14 protein-coding genes are annotated in these 23127 nt (G+C 67.3%); 4 read left to right on the plus strand and 10 right to left on the minus strand.

The annotated features are described in order from the left end of the window. Positions 1-27: 27 nt before the first annotated feature. A complete protein-coding gene (gene adhA / locus WS89_RS21760) occupies positions 28-8682 on the minus strand; it encodes a cable pilus-associated adhesin AdhA (RefSeq protein ID WP_059793409.1) in 8655 nt (2884 codons plus the stop codon). A gap of 1136 nt (positions 8683-9818) precedes the next feature. On the opposite strand from adhA, the gene WS89_RS21765 reads away from it, so the two are divergent. Both WS89_RS21765 and WS89_RS21770 read left to right on the plus strand, forming a co-directional pair. Continuing rightward, positions 9819-10556, plus strand: a complete 738-nt coding sequence (locus WS89_RS21765) for a sulfite exporter TauE/SafE family protein (RefSeq protein WP_059793475.1) — start codon at positions 9819-9821, stop codon at positions 10554-10556. 292 nt (positions 10557-10848) lie between these two features. Further along, complete coding sequence (locus tag WS89_RS21770; RefSeq protein WP_059793411.1) at positions 10849-12228, plus strand: amino acid permease; 1380 nt, start codon at positions 10849-10851, stop codon at positions 12226-12228. 33 nt (positions 12229-12261) lie between these two features. On the opposite strand, the gene WS89_RS21775 is transcribed toward WS89_RS21770, so the two are convergent. The 5 genes from WS89_RS21775 to ftrA form a co-directional block, all read right to left on the minus strand. Further along, complete coding sequence (locus WS89_RS21775) at positions 12262-12840, minus strand: NnrU family protein (RefSeq protein ID WP_059793413.1); 579 nt, start codon at positions 12838-12840, stop codon at positions 12262-12264. A gap of 265 nt (positions 12841-13105) precedes the next feature. After that, the gene (locus WS89_RS21780; protein WP_059793415.1) at positions 13106-13669 is read right to left on the minus strand and encodes a TfoX/Sxy family protein; all 564 of its coding nucleotides are present in this window, start codon (positions 13667-13669) and stop codon (positions 13106-13108) included. After that, entirely contained in the window at positions 13666-14775 is a 1110-nt protein-coding gene (locus WS89_RS21785) for a malate/lactate/ureidoglycolate dehydrogenase (protein WP_059793417.1), read from the minus strand. The genes WS89_RS21780 and WS89_RS21785 overlap by 4 nt, the downstream gene beginning before the upstream one ends. A 60-nt stretch (positions 14776-14835) precedes the next feature. Further along, positions 14836-16290 carry a M20 family metallopeptidase gene (locus tag WS89_RS21790; RefSeq protein ID WP_059793418.1) on the minus strand — a complete coding sequence of 485 codons (1455 nt, stop codon included), beginning with the start codon at positions 16288-16290 and terminating at the stop codon, positions 14836-14838. Positions 16291-16548: 258 nt separating this feature from the next. Beyond that, the gene (ftrA, locus tag WS89_RS21795) at positions 16549-17511 is read right to left on the minus strand and encodes a transcriptional regulator FtrA (protein WP_059502511.1); all 963 of its coding nucleotides are present in this window, start codon (positions 17509-17511) and stop codon (positions 16549-16551) included. A 114-nt stretch (positions 17512-17625) separates the two neighbouring features. On the opposite strand from ftrA, the gene WS89_RS21800 reads away from it, so the two are divergent. Beyond that, positions 17626-18045 (plus strand): rhodanese-like domain-containing protein, encoded by a 420-nt coding sequence (locus WS89_RS21800; protein ID WP_059793477.1) that lies wholly within the window; start codon positions 17626-17628, stop codon positions 18043-18045. A 90-nt stretch (positions 18046-18135) separates the two neighbouring features. Then, positions 18136-18462: a superinfection immunity protein gene (locus WS89_RS21805; RefSeq protein ID WP_059502508.1), complete on the plus strand. Its 327-nt coding sequence runs from the start codon at positions 18136-18138 to the stop codon at positions 18460-18462. 15 nt (positions 18463-18477) lie between these two features. Here WS89_RS21805 and WS89_RS21810 read toward each other — a convergent pair whose 3' ends face one another. The 4 genes from WS89_RS21810 to WS89_RS21825 all read right to left on the minus strand — a co-directional run bounded on the left by WS89_RS21810 (position 18478) and on the right by WS89_RS21825 (position 23023). Further along, entirely contained in the window at positions 18478-19638 is a 1161-nt protein-coding gene (locus tag WS89_RS21810) for a cytochrome P450 (protein WP_059793420.1), read from the minus strand. Between the two features lie 101 nt (positions 19639-19739). Then, entirely contained in the window at positions 19740-20006 is a 267-nt protein-coding gene (locus WS89_RS21815) for a YodC family protein (RefSeq protein ID WP_034204377.1), read from the minus strand. Between the two features lie 344 nt (positions 20007-20350). Then, entirely contained in the window at positions 20351-21211 is an 861-nt protein-coding gene (locus WS89_RS21820) for an isocitrate lyase/PEP mutase family protein (protein WP_059793422.1), read from the minus strand. Between the two features lie 144 nt (positions 21212-21355). Then, entirely contained in the window at positions 21356-23023 is a 1668-nt protein-coding gene (locus WS89_RS21825; protein ID WP_059793424.1) for an ankyrin repeat domain-containing protein, read from the minus strand. Positions 23024-23127 lie beyond the last annotated feature (104 nt).

Consider the following 23127-nt stretch of genomic DNA (forward strand, 5'->3'; position numbering starts at 1 on the left):
CAGGCCGGCCTCCCCGTTGCGCTGCGGTCAGACGATGATCTGCTGGTTCGCGAGCAGGGTCTCCAGGTTGGTCGTCACGTTGTTCAGCGTGACGAGGGTTTCGGAACCGAACGCCGTCCCGGCGCCGTCGCGGTCGATACTGATCACCGTATCGGCGCCGACGTTCGTCACCGACAGGAACTGCCCGATCGTGTCGCCCGCGTCGATCGTGGGCACGCCGTCCACGTTGTGCGCGGGGCCGTCCGCATCGGCCGTGTAACCGACCAGCAGCTTCGACAGATCGATCTTGTCGCCGCTCGTATCGTTCGGGCCGCTGGCCAGTTGGAAGTCGGTGATGACGTCCTGGCCGTTGCCGCCGGTGTTGTCCGCGCCGACGACTTCCCACAGGAACACGTCGGTGCCGGCGCCGCCCGTCAACGTGTCGTTGCCGGCGCCGCCGATCAGGATGTCGTTGCCGTTGCCGCCGTTGAGCGTGTCGTTGCCGGCACCGCCGCGCAGCAGGTCGTTGCCGTCGCCGCCGTTCAGCACGTCGTCGCCGCCGTAGCCGTACAGGCGGTCGTTGCCCGACGTGCCGGTGACGGTGTCGCTGCCCGACGTACCCTCGATGATCGACGCCGACTGCGTCGAGCCGAGCAGGTTCGCATTCAGCAACTGACCGGCCGTGGCCGACGCCGACAGGCCCGTCTTGTCGGTCGCGGAGATCGTCACGCTGTCGAGCGCGCTGATGCTGATCAGCCCGCCGTTCAGCGTGATCGAACCGAGAAACTCGTTGAGCTTCAGGTTGTCGATCGTGCCGCCGTCGGCCGCCGTGATCGTCAGGTCGGACGACGGCCCGATCAAGCCGAGGATCCCGGGGTTGTTGACGACGTTGAAGTGCAGCCCCAACTCGTTCGCCAGCGCTTGGTTCGCGTTGAACTGCAGCGCCCCGAGGCCGATCAATCCGCCGTAGTGCAGCGTCACGTGATCGAGGTTGTTGTTGTAGTCCGATGCAGCGAACGCCTGCTGCGTGCTGAAATCGATCAGGTTGAGCAGATTCGCGCCGATGATCCCGAGCAGGTTCCCCGACGACTGCGCCGATACGACCGGGGCGACATTCGGATCGATCGTGAAAAGCTGCGAGGTCGTCGGGCCGAGGTTGCCCGCCGCATCGACGACGCGCACCGTCGCCGTGTAGTCGGCCGCGGACAACACGCCCGGTGCATACCACGTCCAGTTCGTGCCGTTGACGGTCGCGTTGGTCCAGTGTGCGCCGCCGTCGAGGCTGACCTGGACGACCTCGCCCGCGCCGAGCGCCACGTTCAGCGTGCCGCCCAGAGTCGGGGTCGTGTCGCCGGTGATCCAGTCGTTGGGCACGCCGGTGTTGTCGGTCAGGGTCGTGAGCGTGGCCGTCGCGGTCGGGGCGATCGTATCGACCGTGATCGCGAACGACGCGCTCGGTGCGCTGACGTTGCCTGCCGTGTCCGTTGCGGTCACCGTGATTGCGTGTGCGCCCTCTCCCAAACCCGTAGTCGGCGTGAACGTCCAGTTTCCGGATGGGTCTGCCGTCGTGGTGCCCAGCAGCGTCGTGCCGTCGTAGACGCTCACCGTGCTGCCCGCTTCGGCCGTACCGGCAAGCGTCGGGGTCGTGTCGTCGGTCGTTGCACCGGTCGTCAGCAGGCCGACGATCGAACCGACGTCGTCCGTGATGGTGGCGATGATCGGCGCGGCCGGTGCCGTCAGGTCTGCAACCGTTACCGATGCGGACGGGCCGGTGTTACCTGCCGCGTCCGTGGCGGTCACGCCGATCACCGTGCCGATCGGCAGCGGGGTCGATGGCGTGTATGTCCACGCGCCACTCGGGTCGGCCGTCACAGTGGCGTCCGGGGTGCCGTCGCCGTTCGTGTCGATGTTGACCGTTGCGCCCGCTTCGGCAGTGCCCGACAGCGATGTACCGTCCGTCGCATTCACCGTCGGAATCGCCGGCGCCGTCGTGTCGACCGTCAGGTTGAATGCCGTGCTCGGCGCGCTGACGTTGCCTGCGGTGTCCGTTGCGGTGACGGTCAGGCTGTGTGCGCCTTCACCCAGTGCCGTGCTCGGCGTGAACGTCCAGTTTCCGGAGGGGTCTGCCGTTGTGGTACCCAGCAATGTCGTGCCGTCGTACACATTGATCGTACTACCCGCTTCTGCCGTGCCAGCGAGTGTCGGCGTCGTGTCGTCCGTCGTTGCACCAGTCGTCAGCAGGCCGGCAATCGAACCCACGTCGTCCGTCACGCTAACGACGATCGGTGCCGAAGGTGCCGTCGTGTCGCCCGTTACCGTGACCGAAGCCGACGGCCCCGTATTGCCTGCCGCGTCGGTAGCCGTCACACCGATCACCGTGCCGACCGGCAGCGGGGTCGATGGCGTGTACGTCCATGCGCCGCTCGGGTCCGCCGTCACGGTGGCGTCCGGGGTACCGTCGCCATTCGTGTCGATGTTGACCGTTGCACCCGCTTCCGCCGTGCCTGACAGCGACGTACCGTCCGTCGCGTTCACCGTCGGAATCGCCGGGGCTGTCGTATCGACTGTGATCGCGAACGATGCGCTCGGTGCACTGACGTTGCCCGCAGTGTCCGTTGCAGTGACGGTCAGGCTGTGTGCGCCTTCACCCAGCGCGGTGGTCGGCGTGAAGGTCCAGTTTCCGGACGGGTCTGCCGTCGTGGTACCCAGCAGCGTCGTGCCGTCGTAGACGCTCACCGTGCTGCCTGCTTCCGCCGTGCCAGCAAAAGTAGGCGTTGCGTCATCCGTACTGCCGCCGGAAACGACCGCGCCAACAACAGAACCCACATCGTCCGTCACGGTACCGATGATCGGTGCCGCAGGCGCTGTCGTGTCGCCCGTCACCGTTACCGATGCAGACGGACCCGTATTGCCTGCTGCGTCGGTGGCCGTCACACCAATCACCGTGCCAACCGGCAGCGGGGTCGACGGCGTATATGTCCATGCGCCGCTCGGGTCCGCCGTCACAGTGGCATCCGGCGTACCGTCGCCATTCGTATCGATGTTGACTGTTGCACCCGCTTCCGCCGTGCCCGACAACGACGTACCGTCCGTCGCGTTCACCGTCGGAATCGCCGGCGCCGTCGTGTCGACCGTCAGGTTGAATGCCGTGCTCGGCGTGCTTACGTTGCCTGCGGTGTCCGTTGCGGTGACGGTCAGGCTATGTGCGCCTTCACCCAGTGCCATGCTCGGCGTGAACGTCCAGTTTCCGGAGGGGTCTGCCGTCGTCGTGCCCAGCAGCGTCGTGCCGTCATAGACGCTCACCGTGCTGCCCGCTTCTGCCGTGCCAGCAAGAGTAGGCGTTGCGTCATCAGTACTGCCGCCGGAAACGATCGCGCCGACAACGGAACCCACGTCATCCGTGACGCTAACAACGACCGGTGCGGCAGGTGCCGTCGTGTCGCCCGTCACCGTTACCGAGGCAGACGGACCCGTATTGCCTGCTGCGTCCGTGGCGGTCACGCCGATCACCGTGCCGATCGGCAACGGGGTCGATGGCGTGTACGTCCACGCGCCGCTCGGGTCCGCCGTCACGGTTGCATCCGGTGTACCGTCGCCATTCGTGTCGATATTGATTGTTGCCCCTGCCTCCGCCGTTCCCGACAGCGATGTACCGTCCGTCGCGTTCACCGTCGGAATCGCCGGCGCCGTCGTATCAACCGTGATCGCGAACGACGCGCTCGGTGCACTGACGTTGCCCGCAGTGTCCGTTGCAGTGACGGTCAGGCTGTGTGCGCCTTCACCCAGCGCGGTGGTCGGCGTGAAGGTCCAGTTTCCGGACGGGTCTGCCGTCGTGGTACCCAGCAGCGTCGTGCCGTCATAGACGCTCACCGTGCTACCTGCTTCTGCCGTGCCAGCAAGAGTAGGCGTTGCGTCATCCGTACTGCCGCCGGAAACGATCGCGCCAACAACGGAACCCACGTCGTCCGTCACGGTGCCGATGATCGGTGCGGCCGGTGCCGTCGTGTCACCCGTCACCGTTACCGAAGCCGACGGCCCCGTGTTGCCTGCCGCGTCGGTGGCCGTCACACCGATCACCGTGCCGGCCGGCAGCGGAGTCGATGGGGTGTACGTCCACGCGCCGCTCGGATCAGCGGTCACGGTTGCATCCGGCGTACCGTCGCCATTCGTGTCGATGTTGACTGTTGCGCCCGCTTCGGCCGTACCCGACAGCGATGTACCGTCCGTCGCGTTCACCGTCGGCACCGCCGGAGCCGTCGTATCGATCGTGATCGCGAACGATGCGCTCGGTGCGCTGACGTTGCCTGCGGTGTCGGTTGCGGTGACGGTCAGGCTGTGTGCACCTTCACCCAGTGCCGTGGTCGGCGTGAACGTCCAGTTTCCAGACGGATCTGCCGTCGTGGTACCCAGCAGCGTCGTGCCGTCGTACACATTGATCGTGCTACCTGCTTCCGCAGTACCGCTCAATGTCGGCGTTGCATCATCAGTAGCACCACCAGAAGTGATCGCGCCAACAACGGAACCCACGTCGTCCGTGACGCTAACAACGACCGGTGCGGCAGGCGCCGTCGTATCCCCCGACACCGTTACCGAAGCAGACGGCCCCGTATTGCCTGCCGCATCGGTGACCGTCACACCGATCACCGTGCCGATCGGCAGCGGGGTCGAGGGGGTGTACGTCCACGCGCCGCTCGGATCGGCCGTCACAGTGGCGTCCGGCGTACCGTCGCCGTTCGTATCGATGTTGACCGTTGCACCCGCTTCCGCCGTGCCCGACAGCGACGTACCGTCCGTCGCGTTCACCGTCGGCAATGCAGGCGCCGTCGTATCGATCGTGATCGCGAACGATGCGCTCGGTGCGCTGACGTTGCCCGCGGTGTCCGTTGCGGTGACGGTCAAGCTGTGCGCGCCTTCACCTAGCGCCGTGGTCGGCGTGAACGTCCAGTTTCCGGACGGGTCTGCCGTCGTCGTGCCCAGCAGCGTCGTGCCGTCGTAAACATTGATCGTGCTACCCGCTTCCGCAGTACCGCTCAATGTCGGCGTTGCATCATCAGTAGCACCACCAGAAACGATCGCACCAACAATGGAGCCCACGTCATCCGTCACGGTGCCGATGATCGGTGCGGCCGGTGCCGTCGTATCGCCCGTCACCGTCACCGAGGCAGACGGACCCGTATTGCCTGCCGCATCGGTGACCGTCACGCCGATCACCGTGCCAACCGGCAGCGGGGTCGACGGCGTATACGTCCATGCGCCACTCGGGTCCGCCGTCACGGTGGCATCCGGCGTGCCGTCGCCATTCGTGTCGATGTTGACCGTTGCACCCGCTTCCGCCGTGCCCGACAGCGACGTACCGTCTGTCGCGTTCACCGTCGGCACCGCCGGCGCCGTCGTATCGATCGTGATCGCGAACGACGCGCTCGGTGCGCTGACGTTGCCCGCGGTGTCCGTTGCAGTGACGGTCAAGCTGTGCGCGCCTTCACCCAGCGCCGTGGTCGGCGTGAACGTCCAGTTTCCGGATGGGTCTGCTGTCGTGGTACCCAGCAGCGTCGTACCGTCGTAGACGCTCACCGTGCTGCCCGCTTCCGCCGTGCCAGCAAGAGTAGGCGTTGCGTCATCAGTAGCACCACCAGAAGTAATCGCTCTAACAACCGAGCCCACGTCGTCCGTCACGGTGCCGATGATCGGTGCGGCCGGTGCCGTCGTATCGCCCGTCACCGTCACCGAAGCAGACGGACCCGTATTGCCCGCCGCATCGGTGACCGTCACGCCGATCACCGTGCCAACCGGCAGTGGGGTTGATGGCGTATACGTCCACGCGCCACTCGGGTCCGCCGTCACGGTTGCATCCGGTGTACCGTCGCCATTCGTGTCGATGTTGACCGTTGCGCCCGCTTCCGCCGTGCCCGACAGCGACGTACCGTCTGTCGCGTTCACCGTCGGCACCGCCGGCGCCGTCGTATCGATCGTGATCGCGAACGACGCGCTCGGTGCGCTGACGTTGCCCGCGGTGTCCGTTGCAGTGACGGTCAAGCTGTGCGCGCCTTCACCCAGTGCCGTGCTCGGCGTGAACGTCCAGTTTCCGGACGGGTCCGCTGTCGTGGTACCCAGCAGCGTCGTACCGTCGTAGACGCTCACCGTGCTGCCCGCTTCTGCCGTGCCAGCAAGAGTAGGCGTTGCGTCATCAGTAGCACCACCAGAAGTAATCGCTCCAACAACCGAGCCCACGTCGTCCGTCACGGTGCCGATGATCGGTGCCGCAGGCGCCGTCGTATCGCCCGTCACCGTCACCGAGGCGGACGGCCCCGTATTGCCTGCTGCATCGGTGACCGTCACGCCAATCACCGTGCCAACCGGCAGCGGGGTCGACGGCGTATACGTCCATGCGCCACTGGGGTCCGCCGTCACGGTTGCGTCCGGCGTGCCGTCGCCGTTGGTATCGATGTTGACCGTTGCGCCAGCTTCGGCTGTACCCGACAGCGATGTACCGTCCGTCGCGTTCACCGTCGGCAATGCAGGAGCCGTCGTATCGATCGTCAGGTTAAATGCCGTGCTTGGCGTGCTTACGTTGCCTGCGGCATCGGTTGCAGTGACGGTCAGGCTATGTGCGCCTTCACCCAGCGCCGTCGGCGGCGTGAACGTCCAGTTTCCGGACGGGTCCGCCGTCGTCGTGCCGAGCAACGTCGCGCCGTCATAGACGCTCACCGTGCTGCCTGCTTCCGCCGTACCGGCAAGCGTCGGCGTCGTGTCATCCGTCGTTGCGCCAATCGTCAGCACGCCGGCGATCGAACCGACGTCATCCGTGACGCTAACAACGACCGGGGCCGCCGGCGCCGTCGTATCCCCCGACACCGTTACCGAGGCAGACGGCCCCGTATTGCCTGCTGCATCGGTGACCGTCACGCCAATCACCGTGCCAACTGGCAGCGGGGTCGACGGCGTATACGTCCATGCGCCGCTCGGGTCGGCCGTCACAGTGGCGTCCGGCGTGCCGTCGCCGTTGGTATCGATGTTGACCGTTGCACCCGCTTCGGCTGTACCCGACAGCGACGTACCATCCGTCGCGTTCACCGTCGGCAGTGCAGGCGCCGTCGTATCGATCGTCAGGTTGAATGCCGTGCTTGGCGTGCTTACGTTGCCTGCGGCATCGGTTGCGGTGACGGTCAGGCTGTGTGCGCCTTCCCCCAGCGCCGTCGGCGGCGTGAATGTCCAGTTTCCGGACGAATCTGCCGTCGTGGTGCCCAGCAGCGTCGTGCCGTCGTACACATTGATCGTGCTACCTGCTTCCGCAGTACCGCTCAGTGTCGGTGTCGCATCATCCGTACTGCCGCCTGAAACGATCGCACCAACAACGGAGCCCACGTCGTCCGTCACGGTGCCGATGATCGGCACCGCGGGCGCCGTCGTGTCACCCGACACCGTTACCGATGCAGACGGCCCCGTATTGCCTGCTGCGTCGGTGACCGTCACGCCGATCACCGTGCCAACCGGCAGCGGGGTCGAGGGGGTGTACGTCCACGCGCCACTCGGGTCGGCCGTCACGGTTGCATCCGGCGTACCGTCGCCGTTCGTATCGATGTTGACCGTCGCGCCCGCTTCCGCCGTACCCGACAACGACGTACCGTCCGTCGCGTTCACCGTCGGCACCGCCGGCGCCGTCGTATCGATCGTCAAGCCGAATGCCGCACTCGGCGCACTCACGTTGCCCGCCGTGTCCGTTGCAGTCACCGTGATCGAGTGCGCGCCCTCTCCCAAACCCGAACTCGGCGTGAAGGTCCACTTCCCGGACGAATCCGCCGTCGTCGTGCCCAGCAACGTCGTGCCGTCATAGACGCTCACCCTGCTACCCGCTTCCGCTGTACCGCTCAACGTCGGAGTCGTATCGTTCGTCGCACCGCCGATCGCAACCGGATGTTGCGCATCGTCGTTGACGGCCGTAATCGCAGGCGCTTCCGGCACGACCGTATCCACCACGATCCCGACCGTGCCCAGTTCGCTCGTATTGCCGCTACTGTCGGTCTGCGTCACCGTGATCTGATGGGCGCCGTCGGGCAACGTACCGGGCGTGTACGACCAGTGCCCGTTCGCGTCCGCGGTCACCGTACCGACCGTCTGACCATCGACCTGGATCGTCACCGTCGCGTTCGGCTGAGCACCCGAACCCGCGATCGTCGGCGACGTGCGACCCGTGACGATATTGCCGTTGCCGCCAATCGGCTGCCCATCGATCGTCAGTCGCGCCGATCCGGTCGGCGTTCCGCCGCCGCTACCGCCACCATCCCCGCCGCCGCCGCTGGCCGCGGCTGCCGCAATGCCGCCGGCCGCGGCGACGCCGCCGAGTATGCCGAGCAGGGCACCGGTCGACAACCCGTCGCCGATCGGCGCATAGACGAGCGCCGCATCGACGATTCCGTCGCCGGTCGCCTGCAATCCGGGGCCGAACTGCACCAGAAACCGCCCGTCATCCTGGACGAAGACGAGATTGTGATAATCCGCGCCGTTTTCGAAGAACGCCTGCACGCGCACCGTTCGGCCGTCCTTGAATTCGACGATAAGGTCGTTCCCGGAACGCGCGTAGTTGGCCACGTCCTCCTTGTGAGCCGACAGCAGGAAATTGGCTGGACCACCGGGCGACGCGACGACCTGCGAACCATTGGCGACCGGAACATCGACGTGATTGCTCAATACCGACGAGGAAACCATTGCCCGACTCCTTGTAGATAGGGATGACAAACCTGGCCCGTCGCTGACGGGCAAACGTTCAACCAACCGGGCGCGACGGGGCACGACGCGATTTCGCGCCGCTGCAAATCGGGTATCCGGCTCACGCGGGACGCAACGAGCCGCTAGCCCACCCGAGGCGGTCTATAACGGAAAAGGAAGAAAGGAGCCGGGGCTGCTATGGAATCAGGGGCGAGTCCAGACGGCCGGAACAGCCGTTCGCCCTGCGGGCCAGGCAACGGCCCGACACAGTGCGCCACCCCGCCGGACGGAGGTGTTTGATGGCCCTCGTGCCGCGGATTTTTTCCGTACGGCGATTTTTTGTTTGATATTGGATCTGCATCTCTACCGCCCTCGCCATATTAGTTATTTCCTTTTATCGCGAATAACCAACGATTCGCTTGATCAGAGCGAATTGTCGCGGTGCACCATCACTCTCTTTTATGTTACCGCTCGTGCCTGCATTTAGATTACACCGGTCTTTCACGTACATGATTGCACTCCGCTGAAGCTTTTACAAATATTTTCAGTCTTTCGTGCATATATTTTTCTCTCACCATAAAAAGATGAACAATTTTCAGGATTGATTCGACGAATTCGTTGCCAAGACAATGATTCATCGCGACAGGGTTATCTCGAAAAGCCCGGCCCGCTTGGGTCCGCGTCGACTTCAGCGGAATGAACGCGAGAGCAGATTTCGGTATGCAACTGTATTGAGATCGCGCATCCCGACGCATCGCATCCAGCTATAAACCTCGTCGGCAAAAAGGATTTTCAGGAAAACCCGTATACATCCACGGCGCCTCCGAACCCGACACCTATTTCTGCCGAGCCCCTGGCATCCAATTCAGTCTTCGTCGTAACGATATTCATTCACATCGAAAACCGGCCTCCCCGAACCGATTCGGCGAATCCGAAAAGGAAACAAATAATGGGGTTTTGGCGGAATTGAATCCTCGATACAAATAATCGACGCGCATGCGGTCCGCGCACCGGCCATCGCCGGCATGGCGCGGACACGCGTGCGTGGACGGCGGTCCTGAATTACCATCGTGCATCCTCACGCGGCGGGCTTGGCCGTCGGCGGTTCAAGGTCGGATATCCCGGATCAATCGATCGTGCTCGCTCTCATCATCGTCGCCGGCCTGTGGGCCGGCCTCCAGAACGCCCTCGCGGGCGGCGGTTCGTTCGTCACGCTGCCCGCGTTGATCGTGTCGGGAATGTCGCCGCTCGCGGCCAACATCACGTCGACGGTCGCACTGTTCCCCGGCCAGGTCACGACGGGCTGGGCAAGCCGGAACATGGTGAGCGGCGTGGGCAAGCTGCCGTTTCGCGCACTGTTCGCGATCAGCGTGGCCGGCGGCGCGCTCGGCGGCCTGCTGCTGCTGAAAACGCCGTCGTCGATCTTCTCGCAGCTGGTGCCGTGGCTCGTGCTGTTCGCGACGGTCGTGTTCGCATGGGGCAGTTTCTTCCGCAAACCGGACGCTGGCGCGCAACATCTCGGCCCCGTCGCGACCGGGGTCGCGCAGTTCCTGATCGCGGTCTACGGCGGCTACTTCGGCGGCGGCATCGGGTTCCTGATGATGGCCGCGCTGACGATGGCCGGCCTGCCGCCACGTCGTGCGACGTCGACCAAGAACGCGCTGGCGGGCGTGATGAACGCGTCGGCGGTCGTCCTGTTCGTCACGTCGCCGCACCTGCACTGGCGCGCGGCGATCGCGCTCGGCGGCGGCGCGATCGTCGGCGGCCTGCTCGGCGCGTGGGCGCTGCATCGCGTAAACGAACGCGTGCTGCGGATCGCGATCGTCTGCATCGGCGCGCTGCTGACCGTCGGGTTGTTCGTCAAGCCGATCTGAGCTCACGCTCGTCCCTGCCGCGATCGCGGCAATTGATGAGCAAACCGCAAGACGTCTTTCGTATATCTCGTTTGCCGTCGCGGCGGTGCCCGACCACAATCCGGGTTGCCGCGATCGGCGCCCTCTCGCGGGCGCCGACCGGCACACTGCGGCCGCCATTTCGATTCACCGCCGGCGGTCCGGCACATCGCTTCACCCCACGCTCCCTCGACATCGGCGCCCGTGCGGCGGCAGAACGCTTGCCGACGCGCCGTCCGATACGTTCCCGGCCAACAATAACTAGAGGTAGGAGATGCAGGACAACTCGTTGAGGCAAAGCCTCAAGCAACGGCACATCACGATGATCGCGCTGGGCGGCGTGATCGGCGCGGGCCTGTTCGTCGGCTCCGGCGCGATCATCGCAACGGCTGGCCCCGCGGCGATCCTGTCGTACCTGATCGGCGGCGTGATCGTCACGCTGGTCATGTTCATGCTCGGCGAAATGGCGTCCCGCCATCCCGACAGCGGCTCGTTCTCCACGTACGCGAGCAGCTATCTCGGCGAATGGGCCGGCTTCGCGGTCGGCTGGCTGTACTGGTTCAAATCGATGATGACGATCACCGTCGAAGCGATCCTGCTCGGCGCGATCCTCCACGATTTCCTGCCGTGGCTACCTGTGTGGGGCGGCGCGCTGTTCATGCTCGTCACGCTGATCGCGAGCAACGCCTACTCGGTGCGCTCGTTCGGCGAAGCCGAATACTGGCTGTCGTTCGCGAAGGTCGCGACGATCATCGTGTTCATGGCGCTCGGCGCATCGATCCTGCTCGGCTTCCAGCCGCGTATTCCCGCACCGGGGCTCGTGAACCTGACCGATCACGGCGGCTTCATGCCGAACGGCATCTCGCCCGTGCTCGCCGGCGTGATGGTGGTGATCTTCTCGCTCGGCGGCAGCGAGATCGCGGCCGTGGCCGCGGGCGAATCGGAAAACCCGCGCAGGAACGTGATCCGCGCGATCAAGAGCGTGATCGTGCGCGTGATGGTGTTCTACGTCGGCTCGGTGTCGATCCTGATCCTGTGCATGCCGTGGACCGACAAGGTCAACCTGAAATCGCCGTACGTGTCGCTGTTCGGCATGGCGGGCTTCACGGGAGCGGCCGTCGCGATGAAGATCGTGCTGTTCGTGTCGTTCATGTCCGTGATGAACTCGTTCCTGTTCTCGAACTCGCGCATGCTGTTCTCGCTGAGCCAGCGCGGCCACGCGCCCGCGATGTTCGGCCGCACCAACGCGAAGGGCGTACCGATGAACGCGCTCGTGCTGTGCCTCGCCATCTGCGTGTCGATCCTCGGCATTCACTTCGTGAGCGGCGGCGATCTGTTCCTGATGCTCGCGAAGAGCAGCGGCGCGTTCGTGATGATCGTATGGATCTTCATCGTCGTCGCGCACTTCGCGATGCGCCGGCAGACGCGGCACGAGCAACGCGACCCGACGGCGTTCCGCGCGTGGTTCTCTCCCGTGTCGAACTGGGTCGCGTTGCTGGCGCTGGTCGCCGTGCTGGGGTCGCAGGCGTTCAATCCGGATTCGCGCTTCCAGTTCTGGTTCACGGTGCTGACGGCGCTCGCGATCGTCGCGGCGTACTTCTTGCGGCGCAAGCAGCCGTCATTCGGGCAGGCAGCCGGCGCGAAGAGCCGCTGACGAGCGGGAAGCCGACCGGCGCGCGCGTTCCGTTCAGCCGAACGGCCGCACGCCGATCAGCGGGCCATGCAGGAACAGCGCGAACACGGCCCAGGCGACGAGCCCGGCGGCAATGGCCGCGACATCGCCGGCCAGCCCGCCGGCCGGATAGCGGACACCGTCGCGGCGATCCCGCGCACGCGACACGACAAAATCGACGATCGACCACACGAAGAACGCACCGAACAGCACGACCGCATGCACGGTGCCGTTCACGAGCAGGTGCGCCACCGCCCAGACCATCACGCCGGCCAGCATCGGATGCCCGACGAGCGTCTTGATCCGGTTGCGCGGCACATACGACGCGGCGATCAGCACGAACGCGACTGCGGTCAGCATGCCCGTCAGGTGGCGCACGCCGACCGGCGACACCCACAGCAACGTCGCGCTCGTACGGGCGATCCCGTACCCCCAGATGATCAACGCGAAGCCGGCGATCGACGCGATCGCGTAACCGCCCTTCCAGCCCCTCTCGCCGATCCGCTCGATCGTCGCGGACCGCCAGCCGTCGGCGACGATCCGGATCGAATGCACACCGAGGAAGATCGCTAAACCGAGAATCAGGACGAGCATCGGCTGTCTCCGTCTGGAATGATGAGTGGGGAAGCGTTCCGCGCGGCGTCCGGTGCGCCGTTCGCGGGGCCGGCGGCGAGGCCGGTGCAGGTCGCGCCAGGCACGGGCGCAACCCGCGCCGATCATAAACGCCGGGGCCGCCGTTGTGAAGCATGCACGATGTGCGGTGCGTCAAGCTCGATGCATGCGTGCGCCGGGTCGTGCGGGTATGCCCGAAAGAAAGGAAAACGAAAAATCGCGAGGCTGTCGCGCCGCGCGGTCGGTACTACGTCTGCTTGCGCTTCGTCGCGGGCTTCGCCGCCTGCGCCCGTGACGATTTCGAGGCCGGTTCCGCTTTCCGTGCCGACGCCGGTTTCGATGCGGATTTCGCCGCTGGACCGGACGCCTTTTTCGGCGCCGGTTTCGATGCGGGCTTCGCTGCAGCTTTCGGCGCGGCTTTCGGCCCTGCTCCCGATACCGTCTTCGACGCCACCCTCGCCTTGCGCTTCGGCGGCCCGGCCAGCAGCGCCGCGCGATATGCGCTGCGGCACCAGTCGAACAGCGCGCCCGCATCCTCGAGCACGTCGGCCGGCGTTTCGTAATAGCCCTCGAGCGCGACGGTGCGCGTGGGCCGCGCATACGAGAACGGCCCCATCCCCGCCGCAACGAACGCAGGGCGGTTCACATCGTCGACGCGCAGGAACAGCGACCCGCGCGACATGAAGCCGAACATCACGCCGTCGAGCCGCAAGGCCGCACCGCTGAAGAACCGCGCGACGACGACCGTACCGAGCGGCGCAAGCTGATACGCGATTTCCTCGCCGTGCGCCTTCTCCGCCTGCCAGCTCATGCGGATGCCTCGCAGCGCTGCGTCCACGCATCGAGCTCGGCCGCGTCGAAACCGACGGCCGCCGCGCTCTCGCGAATCTGCCGCCACGTCGCGCGGTCGACCGGAATGCCGGCCGTGCCGCGTACGGCGCGGCTCGCCTCTTCCGGCTCGCCGGGCACCTGCACCGGTGCATCGCCGGCCCGCGGCGACGCCTTCGCCCACGCGACGAAGGCATCGGCTTCGCGTTCGGCGTCGGCCGCGTCGAACGCTTTCGGATCGATCAGCACCGACAGCATCCCGTTGACGATCGCGCTCGTCTTCTGCAGCGTATCGCCGTACGTCGTATGCCCGCCCACGAGCGCGCCGCCGAAGATCTCGCACATCGCCGCGAGCGCATACCCCTTGTGCAGCCCGAACGGGAGCAGCGCGCCGAACGGCTGCTCGTGCATCACGGCCGGATCGTCGGTCGGCTGGCCGCGATGGTCGATCAACGCACCGGCCGGCACGCGCTTACCCTGGTTGTAGGCAACGCGCGTCTTGCCGTACGCGATCGCGCTCGTCGCGAAATCGAGCAACAGCGGCGGCTTGCCCGCCCGCGGATACGCGGCGCAGAACGGATTCGTGCCGAAACGCGGATCGGTGCCGTGCAGCGGCGCGACCAGCAGGTCGCCCGGCACGTTGACGAAATGGAACGACACGAGCCCCGAGCGCGCGCACTGCTCGGCCCAGTGCCCGATGCGGCCGAGGTGATGGACGTCGCGCAGCCCGATCGCGCAAATGCCCATGCGCTGCGCACGCTCGACGCCTTCGACCATCGCCTCGAACGCGATCACCTGGCCGAAGCCGCGGCCACCGTCGATCGTCAGCACCGCGCCGCCGTCGCGGACGATCGACGCGTGCCCGTTCAGTTGCAACTGCCCTTCCCGCCACGACGCGACGTAGTTCGGGATCATCCCGACGCCGTGCGAATCGTGGCCCGCGAGATTCGCGCCGACCAGGTGATCGGCGACGAGCGTCGCCTCGCGCGGGTGGCTGCCGGCCCGTTCCCAGAGTGCCGCGACGAACGCATGCAGCGGTTCGGCGCGCATGCGCAGCGGTTCGGTATCGGGCGTCGGCAGTGCGGTCATCGGCAACACTCCATCAAGTCGGTTCGGGTCGGGCAATCGGCACGTCGGATATTGCGACGATCAGTGCGCGGTCGCGATCACGTCGGCCACCGCCGCCGTGAGCTTCTTCGCGTACGGCACGTGCAGGAACTCGTTCGGGCCGTGCGCGTTCGACTTCGGGCCGAGCACGCCGCACACCATGAATTGCGCTGCGGGGAAGCCCTCCTGCAGCACGTTCATCAGCGGAATCGTGCCGCCCAGGCCCATGTACGCGCAGTCGGCGCCGAAATGGCGGCGCGACGCGGCGTCGAGCGACGACGCGAGCCACGGCGCGAGATCCGGCGCGCTCCAGCCGGTCGCGGCGCCCGCGTCCGGCTTGAACGTGACCTTCGCGTTGTACGGCGGATCGAGTTCGAGCAATGCCTTCAGCTGCTGCACGGCCTGCGCGGCGTCGACGAGCGGCGGCAACCGCAGCGACAGCTTGAACGCGGTGCGCGGGCGCAGTACGTTGCCCGCATCGGCGAGCGCCGGCATGCCGGCCGCCCCGGTCACCGACAGCGACGGGCGCCACGTCGAATTCAGCAGCGCCTCGCGCGGATCGGTCGTGGTCGGCAGCACGGGTTTGCCGTCCGCGCCGCACGCCCACGGCAGCCCTTTCCATACCGTATCGCCGAGAATCGCGGCGGCCGCTTCCGCTTCGCGCACGCGGCTCGACGGAATCTCGCAATGAAACGCGCCCGGCAGCAGGTTGCCGTTCTTCGCGTCTTCGAGGCGTTCGAACAACTGGCGCATCACGCGGAAGCTCGACGGCGCGATGCCGCCATAGACGCCCGAATGGACGCCTTCTTCCAGCACCTCGACCTGCAGGTCGCCGGACACGAGGCCGCGCAGCGACGTGGTCAGCCACATCTGGTCGTAGTTGCCGGCGCCCGAATCGAGGCACACGACGAGCGATACCTGGCCGAGCCGGTCGCGCAATGCGTCGACGTACGGCAGCAGGTCGTAGCTGCCCGACTCCTCGCAAGTCTCGATCAGACCGACGCAGCGCGGCCGCTCGATGCCCTGCTCGTCGAGCGCGCTGAGCGCCGCGAGGCTCGCGTAGATCGCATAGCCGTCGTCCGCGCCGCCGCGGCCGTACAGCTTGCCGTTCTCGAACTTCGGCGTCCACGGGCCGAGGTCTGCGCGCCAGCCGTCGAATTCGGGTTGCTTGTCGAGGTGGCCGTATAGCAGGATCGTGTCGGTGCTGCCCGAACGCGTCGCGGGCGTCTCGAAGAAAATCACCGGCGTGCGGCCGGGCAAGCGCACGATCTCGAGCTTCAGGCCCTTCACGGGCTGCCGTTCAGCCCACTGCGCGGCGTCGGTGACGACGCGCTCGAGATAACCGCGCTTCGCCCAGTCGGGGTCGAACGCGGGACTCTTCGCGGGAATCGCGATGTAGTCGGTCAGGGCGTGGAGGATTTCATCGTTCCACTTGCGCTCGATGAAGGTCACGAGCTTGTCATGGTCGAGGACGGGGGTGGTGTCGACGGATGTCATGGTGGGGATGCCTGGATCGGGCTGACGAAAATCCAGATCATACGCCGATGCTCCCCTGCCGGCGCCCCCTTGCCCGCCGTTCGGACCGCCTTCGGAAACGCGTCGCGCAGGCCAGGCGCGTCGCGCCGCAGGCGCCGCGTCAGTTCACCCTCATCCTCTTCACGCGAACGCGCCGCGGGCTCGCCGACCACCGCGGCGAGAAACCGCTGGCCTGCCGCTCGAACGCGCCGCCCGCGCGAGCGCTCCGCCCGGCGCCTGCTACGTGCCGCCGCGATCCATCCCGCGCCGGTACGCGGCAGGGCTCGTCGCCGCGACACGTCGGAAATGCCGGCGCAACGATTCCTCGGATCCGAACCCCGCCCGCGCCGCGACCTGCGCCAGCGACAACGCGGGCTGCGCTTCGAGCATGTCCTTCGCGACGTTCACGCGTTCGCGGATCAGCCACGCGAGCGGCGACATCCCCGTCGCGTCCGCGAACCGACGCTGCAACGTGCGCGTGCTCATCGCGGCCTGTGCGGCGAGCGACGCAAGCGTGTGCGGCTCGGCCGCATGCGCGCGCATCCAGTCGATCAGCTTCGCGAGCCGGTCGGTGCCGCCCGGTGCGACCGGGCGCGGCACGAACTGCGCCTGCCCGCCGTCGCGATGCGGCGGCAGCACGAGGCGCTGCGCGACGCGGTTCGCGATCGCGCCGCCATGATCGCGGCGCACGAGATGCAGCAGCATGTCGAGCCCCGCCGCCGAGCCGGCCGACGTGACGATCTGCCCTTCGTCGACGTACAGCGCATCCGGATTCACGCGCAGCGCCGGATAACGCGCCTGCAGGCGTTCCGCATACCGCCAATGCGTCGTCACGGTGAGCCCGTCGAGCACGCCGGCCGCCGCCAGCACGAACACGCCCGAACAGATCGAGCAGAGCCGTGCGCCGCGCCGGTGCGCGGCCCGCAGCTTCTTCAGCAACGGCTCGGGCGGCAGTTCGTCCGGATCGCGCCAGCCGGGAATCACGATGGTATCCGCGCGATCGAGCGTCGCGAGCCGGTAGGGCGCGGCGACGGTAATGCCGCCCGCCGCCCGCACGGGCCCCGGCTCGCTCGCGCATACCGCGAAGCGATACCAGTCGACGCCCAGCTCGGGGCGCTCGAGCGCGAACAGTTCGACCACGCAGCCGAATTCGAACGTGCAGAGGCGATCGTAGGCGAGTGCGACGACGAGATGATTGTGCATGGCGCAATGTTACCGGAACTTGTCGATCGCGCCACTGCCGCGACATGCGCCGAACCGCGATACTGCCCTTCATTGCGGCGCGTTCCGCGCTCGTTCAACCAGGAGAGCCTGACCATGTCCTACGTCACCGACGTCCCCGCCGCCGACAGCCTCGCCGCCCTCGCGCATTTCGAGGCGTCGCTGCGCTTCGAGACCGATTGCTGGGACGTGCACGACGCACTGGCGTCCGGCGCGCCCGATTTCGTGCTGCTCGACGTGCGCGGCCCCGAGCAGTTCGCCGCCGGCCACGTGCCCGGCGCGCGCAACCTGCCGCACCGCAAGATCGTCGAAAGCAAGCTCGCCGGTTACCCGGCCGGCACGCTCTTCGTCGTCTATTGCGCGGGGCCGCACTGCAACGGCGCCGCACGTGCGGCGATCCGGCTCGCGCGCCTCGGCCGCCCGGTCAAGCTGATGATCGGCGGCGTGACGGGCTGGCTCGACGAAGGTTTCGCGCTGAGCAACGAAGTGCAGCCGGCGGACGCCGAAGCCGCCTGATCGTCACCGAAAGCGCAACAATCAATTGCCGGCACATAAACGGAAAAAGCGCGACAATCGGCCTCATTGCAGTTCGGACGGAGCAGCACCATGCATGATGCAGTCCTGATTCAAGTGGCCGGTTCAGTCGCAGCGATCGCGCTCTATTTCCTGCCGGCCGTCATTGCCGACCGGCGTGCCCGGCACGACAAGCTGACGATAGCGATGTTCAACGCACTGTTCGGATGGACGGGCATCGGCTGGCTGATGACGCTGTACTGGGCGTGCCAGCCGAACCCGCGCACCGACGTCGCGCAGACGATCCTCGCGAAGCGCCGCGGCGTCAGCATGCGGACCTTCTCGGCCGGCCTCGTCGAACGCGTGCAACGCCGCGTCGCCGCCCAGGAGCAATGGGCGGAAAAGCAAGGCTGCCGTTGAGCCCCGCTTCCCCCTTCACCGTATCGCGTCGAACTTCGGCATCCTGACGTTGGTCGACGCGCGGTAATCCCACTTCAGTGCATCGCGCGGCGGCCAGCCGCCCGCGCGCAACCGCGCCGCGAACGCCCCCGCCGTCACCGCCCGTGCGATCCGCTCGCCCGGACACCCGTGCGGCCCCGTGCCGAAGCCGAAATTCGGCCCCGTCGTGCGGCCAGGCATCAGCCGGTGCGGATCGCGATGCACGGCCGGATCGCGGTTCGCCGCAGCCAGCACGACGAGGATCGCATCGCCGGCCTCGACGCTCACGCCTTCGATCGTCGTGCGTGCCGCGACGAAGCGGCGCGTGTTCTGCACCGGTGAATCGAAACGCCCGACCTCGGCGACGAAGGCGTCGAGCGCGGCCGCGTCCGGCATCGCGCCTGCTTCGCCGTTCCATGCCACGAGCGCATTGCCGAGCCATGCGGCGCTCGCCTCGCACGTCTGCGACAGCAATCCGACGAGATTCGCGACCCGCGCGCCGCTCGCCTGCCAGCCCGACGCCCGGGCCGCCTGCTGCACCGCGGCGACCAGCGTGCCGTCCTCTGCATGCGACTGCGCGACGCGTTCGGTCATCCGGTCGAGCAGTTGCCGCGCAGCGTCGCTCGCGCGCGCCAGCGCCGCGGCATCCGACAGCGGCGACAGCGCGGCGACGAATTCGACGACCCGCGCCGCGATGTCGTCGAGCTGCGTTTCGTCGAAACCGAGCAGATCGGCCACCGCGCACACCGGCACCGTCATGCACCATGCGTTCAGCGCGTCGGCATCGCCGGGCGCCGGCAGTCGCCGCGCGGCAAGCGCGTCGGCGCGATCGCGCAGCGCGTCCGTGTCGATCGGCGCGAACGCCGCGCGTAACGCCTGCTTCGGCACATCGTGTCGCGACGCGCCATCGTTCATGCGCACCAGCTCGCCGAACAACGCGCCGGCCGTCGTGCCGCGCAACGCGGGCGGCACCGGCGCGTCCAGCGGGCGCACACGGCAGGCCGGATCGCCGAGCACGGCCGTCACGGCCGCCGCGCGGCTCGCGACCCACAGGCCGAGCGCGGCGTCGAACGCGAGCGGCGGGCCGTCGACGAGCGCTGCGTAATAGGGATAAGGATCGCGGTGCGTGACCGCTGCAATGGGATCGATCGGGTTCATGCGTCCAGTATCGGCGCAGCGCGCCGTCGCATGTTTCGGGGTGACGTGAAATGTCGTCGCGCGGACGCCGCGCGCCGCGGCATTGCAGCGGCCGGCCGGCGTCAGGCCGCCGACCGGTCGCGGTGCGACTGCATGCGCAGCCGTACCCGCCCGGCCGAAATCGCGCGCGGCTCGGGCACCACCGTGTCGTGATGGAACATTTCCTGCCGGAACTCGCCGCTTTCGTCGAACCACTGGCAGATCAACCAGTCGCCGTCGTCGAACACGACCGGCCCGGCATACGTGACGGTCATGCGCGGCCCGCCCGTTTTCAGCGTCACGACATCGCCCACGCGAAACCTGACGCGGTGATTTTCTCGGATCGTCATCGCTCTCTCAGCTTTTTATATATTGAATATATTGATATTCCCGGCGGCCCACTCACCGGTCATTGGAACGTGCCGCAGATTATCAATCAAAAAATCATCCGGCAACTCCCACGCACGGAAACGCTCTGAACGGGAACCTGCAACAATGTGCGGGATCGTCGCGTATGACGGCCCGCCGGGCGCCAGCCCCGGCGCGGCTTACACGCCGCCTGCGGCCGATCGGGCGGAATGCGGAGAATATACGATGATTTTTGCGCCGTCATCGACGGTTAATCCGGACGCGAAACCGGTTGATTATCGTCAATCAACGTTACGCCGTAAACGATTCCAGCTTTTATTAGGGATCATTCGTCGAACAAAATCGGCGAATTATCCGGTGCAGCAAACCAGCAGTTGATATCGCGCCCCGGTACGGCCGCCCGGGTAAAGGTGAACGTGCCGTCGCGCCTCATCTCCGTCGCCGCACGCAGGAATGCGCCGAGCGCGGCCCGCGCCAGCGCGCCGCCGACGCTGACGCGCTTCACGCCGAGCGCCGCCAGTTCGTCGACGCTCAGCAACCCGCCCTGCAGACCCATGACGACATTGACGGGCGCGCCGACCGCTTGGGTCACCGCCGCGATCTCGTCGGCGTCGGTGATGCCGGGCGCATACAGCACGTCGGCGCCGGCGTCGCGATAGGCGACGAGCCGCGCGATCGTGTCGTCGAGGTCGTGCCGGCCGTGCAGGTAGTTTTCGCAGCGCGCGGTCAGCGTGAACGGAAACGGCAGCGCACGCGCCGCGTCGACGGCCGCCGCGATCCGCTCGACCGACACGTCGCGCGCATAGATCGGCGTATCGGCACGGCCGGTCGCGTCCTCGATCGAGCCGCCGACCGCGCCCGCCTCGGCCGCCAGCCGGATCGTTTCGGCCACCGTGTCGGGTGCGTCGCCGAAGCCGTTCTCGAGATCGGCGCTCACGGGCAAGCCGCCCGCGGCGACGAGATCGGCGATGTGAGCGAGCATCGCGTCGCGGTCGATCGCGTTGTCGGGTCGCCCTTTCGAAAACGCGTAACCGGCGCTCGTCGTGGCGAGCGCCTCGAAGCCGGCCATCGCGAGCAGGCGCGCGGTGCCTGCGTCCCACGGGTTCGGGATGATGAACGCGCCGGGGCGCGTGTGCAGCGCACGGAAGGCTTCGGCGTGGCGGGCTTGCAGGTCGGAACGGGTCATCGCGAACTCCGGGGACAGTGTTGACGGGTGAGCTTACGCCGGTCGTGCACGCGACGTTTCAGCATTCGCCGAAATGTCGTGGCGCAACAGGACAAACTCGCCGATGCCGAATGCAGGCCGCCACGCATGGCCGCCCGCGTCGGTTCACGTCGATGCGGGCCGCCCGGCGTCGACGCCGAGCAACACGTCGGTGACGGCCTCGGAAAACCGCATCGCGCGACCGTCGATCAGCACGCCATCCGGATTCGACGGATCGCGCACCGCCGGCGGCACGCCGTGCGCGATCAGCACGCGCGCGCACGCTTCCCAGTCGGGATCGCCGACGCCCTCCGGCTCGTTGACGGACGCCCAGGACAACGTACCGAGCGCATCGCTGCCGAACCCGTGCACGTCGCGCCAGTTTGCGCCGTGCGCGAGCAGGAACGCCAGCAGTTCGGCATCGCCGCGGAACACCGCGTGGTTCAGCGCGCTCGCGTCCCAGTCGCCGCCGCGCGCGGCGATCGGCCAGCCCAGTTCGACCATCACCTTCACCGCATCGCGCGAACCCCATGCGGCGGCGTCCGGCAGCAACCGCAGCCGGTCGTCGGGCAACGTACCGGGCAGCTCGCGATGGCGCGCCTGGATGCGACGCGCGTCGTCGGCATCGGCGCGCGCGCAGGCCGCCACGAATGCGTCCTGCGCATCGAGCGCTTCCTCCGCGCCGGCCGCGCGCAACAGCGCCGCGACGTCGGACAACCCGGTCTGCATCGCGAGCCGGTACGCGCTGACGCCCGCGGCGGTCCGCGCGCGGGGATCGGCGCCGGCCGCCAGCAGCGCGGCGACATGGCGCACCGGGCAACGCACGGCGATTGCGCGCAGCAACGGCGCGCCCCACATCTTCGTCGGCCCGTCGCCGGCCGGCTCGTTCGGGTCGCCGCCATGCGCGAGCAGGCACTCGAGCGCGGTAGCGTCCGGCACGTCGAGCGCCCGCCGCAACGCATTCGTCCCGCTCACCCGGGCGCCGTGCTCGAGCAGCAGGCGCGTGCATGCCGGATTCTCCACCGAGTGATACAGCGATTCGCCGTCGTTCGGATCGGCACCGGCTTCCAGCAGCATCGCGGTGAGCACCGGATCGCGATTGACGCCGGCGGCGCCATACAGCGCCGACAGCGGCGCCGACTCGTCGGGCTGCGCGAGCGAGGCCGGCGGCGTCCGGTTGCCGATCCGCTGGTTCGGATCGGCGCCCGCATCGAGCAGATAGCGCGCGCACGCACGCAGCCGGGCCGCGAATTCGGGAAGCTGGCCGAGCCGCGAATGCGTGACGGCGACGAGCGGCGGCAACTTCAGCGCACCGTCGGCGCGCGCGATCCAGCCGGGATCGGCGGCCAGCGCCGCCTTCACCGCGTCGAGATCGCCCGATGCGCATGCGATCGTCGAGTCCGCCGATATGAGATCGGGACGATCGCGCAGCAATTGCGCGGCGACGCGCGGCCGGGCCGCGTCGAAGCCGCCGGTCACGTCGGCGCCGTATGCGAGGTCGAGCCAGCGGCGAATCACCGACGACCGCGGTTGCCGCGCGAGCGCATGCGTTTCGACGAACACGCCGAGATCGGCCCATGAAGCAAAACCGTACTCGCGCGCGATGCAGGACTGTGCGTCGTGCAGGTGGAGCCCGAGTGCGAGCGTTTCGTCATGCGTGCGATTCGCGGCTGCCGGCAGGGACTGGACGAAGCGCGCGACGGCATCGGCGTCGCCCTGCCGGTACAGGCGCAACAATGCCTTGGCCTGCTTTTTCAGATGATCGGGATGGGCGTTGGGAGGCAGCTTTTTCATGCGGATCCTCGTGCGTGGATGGCCGAAGGTCCGCAATACCGCCAGCACAAAGGATGGGGGAAGACTGGATTTGCAGCGACAGGTGGGTTGAACCCTTTCCGCGG

Source organism: Burkholderia sp. MSMB1072 (assembly GCF_001524725.1).
Classification (GTDB): Bacteria; Pseudomonadota; Gammaproteobacteria; order Burkholderiales; family Burkholderiaceae; genus Burkholderia.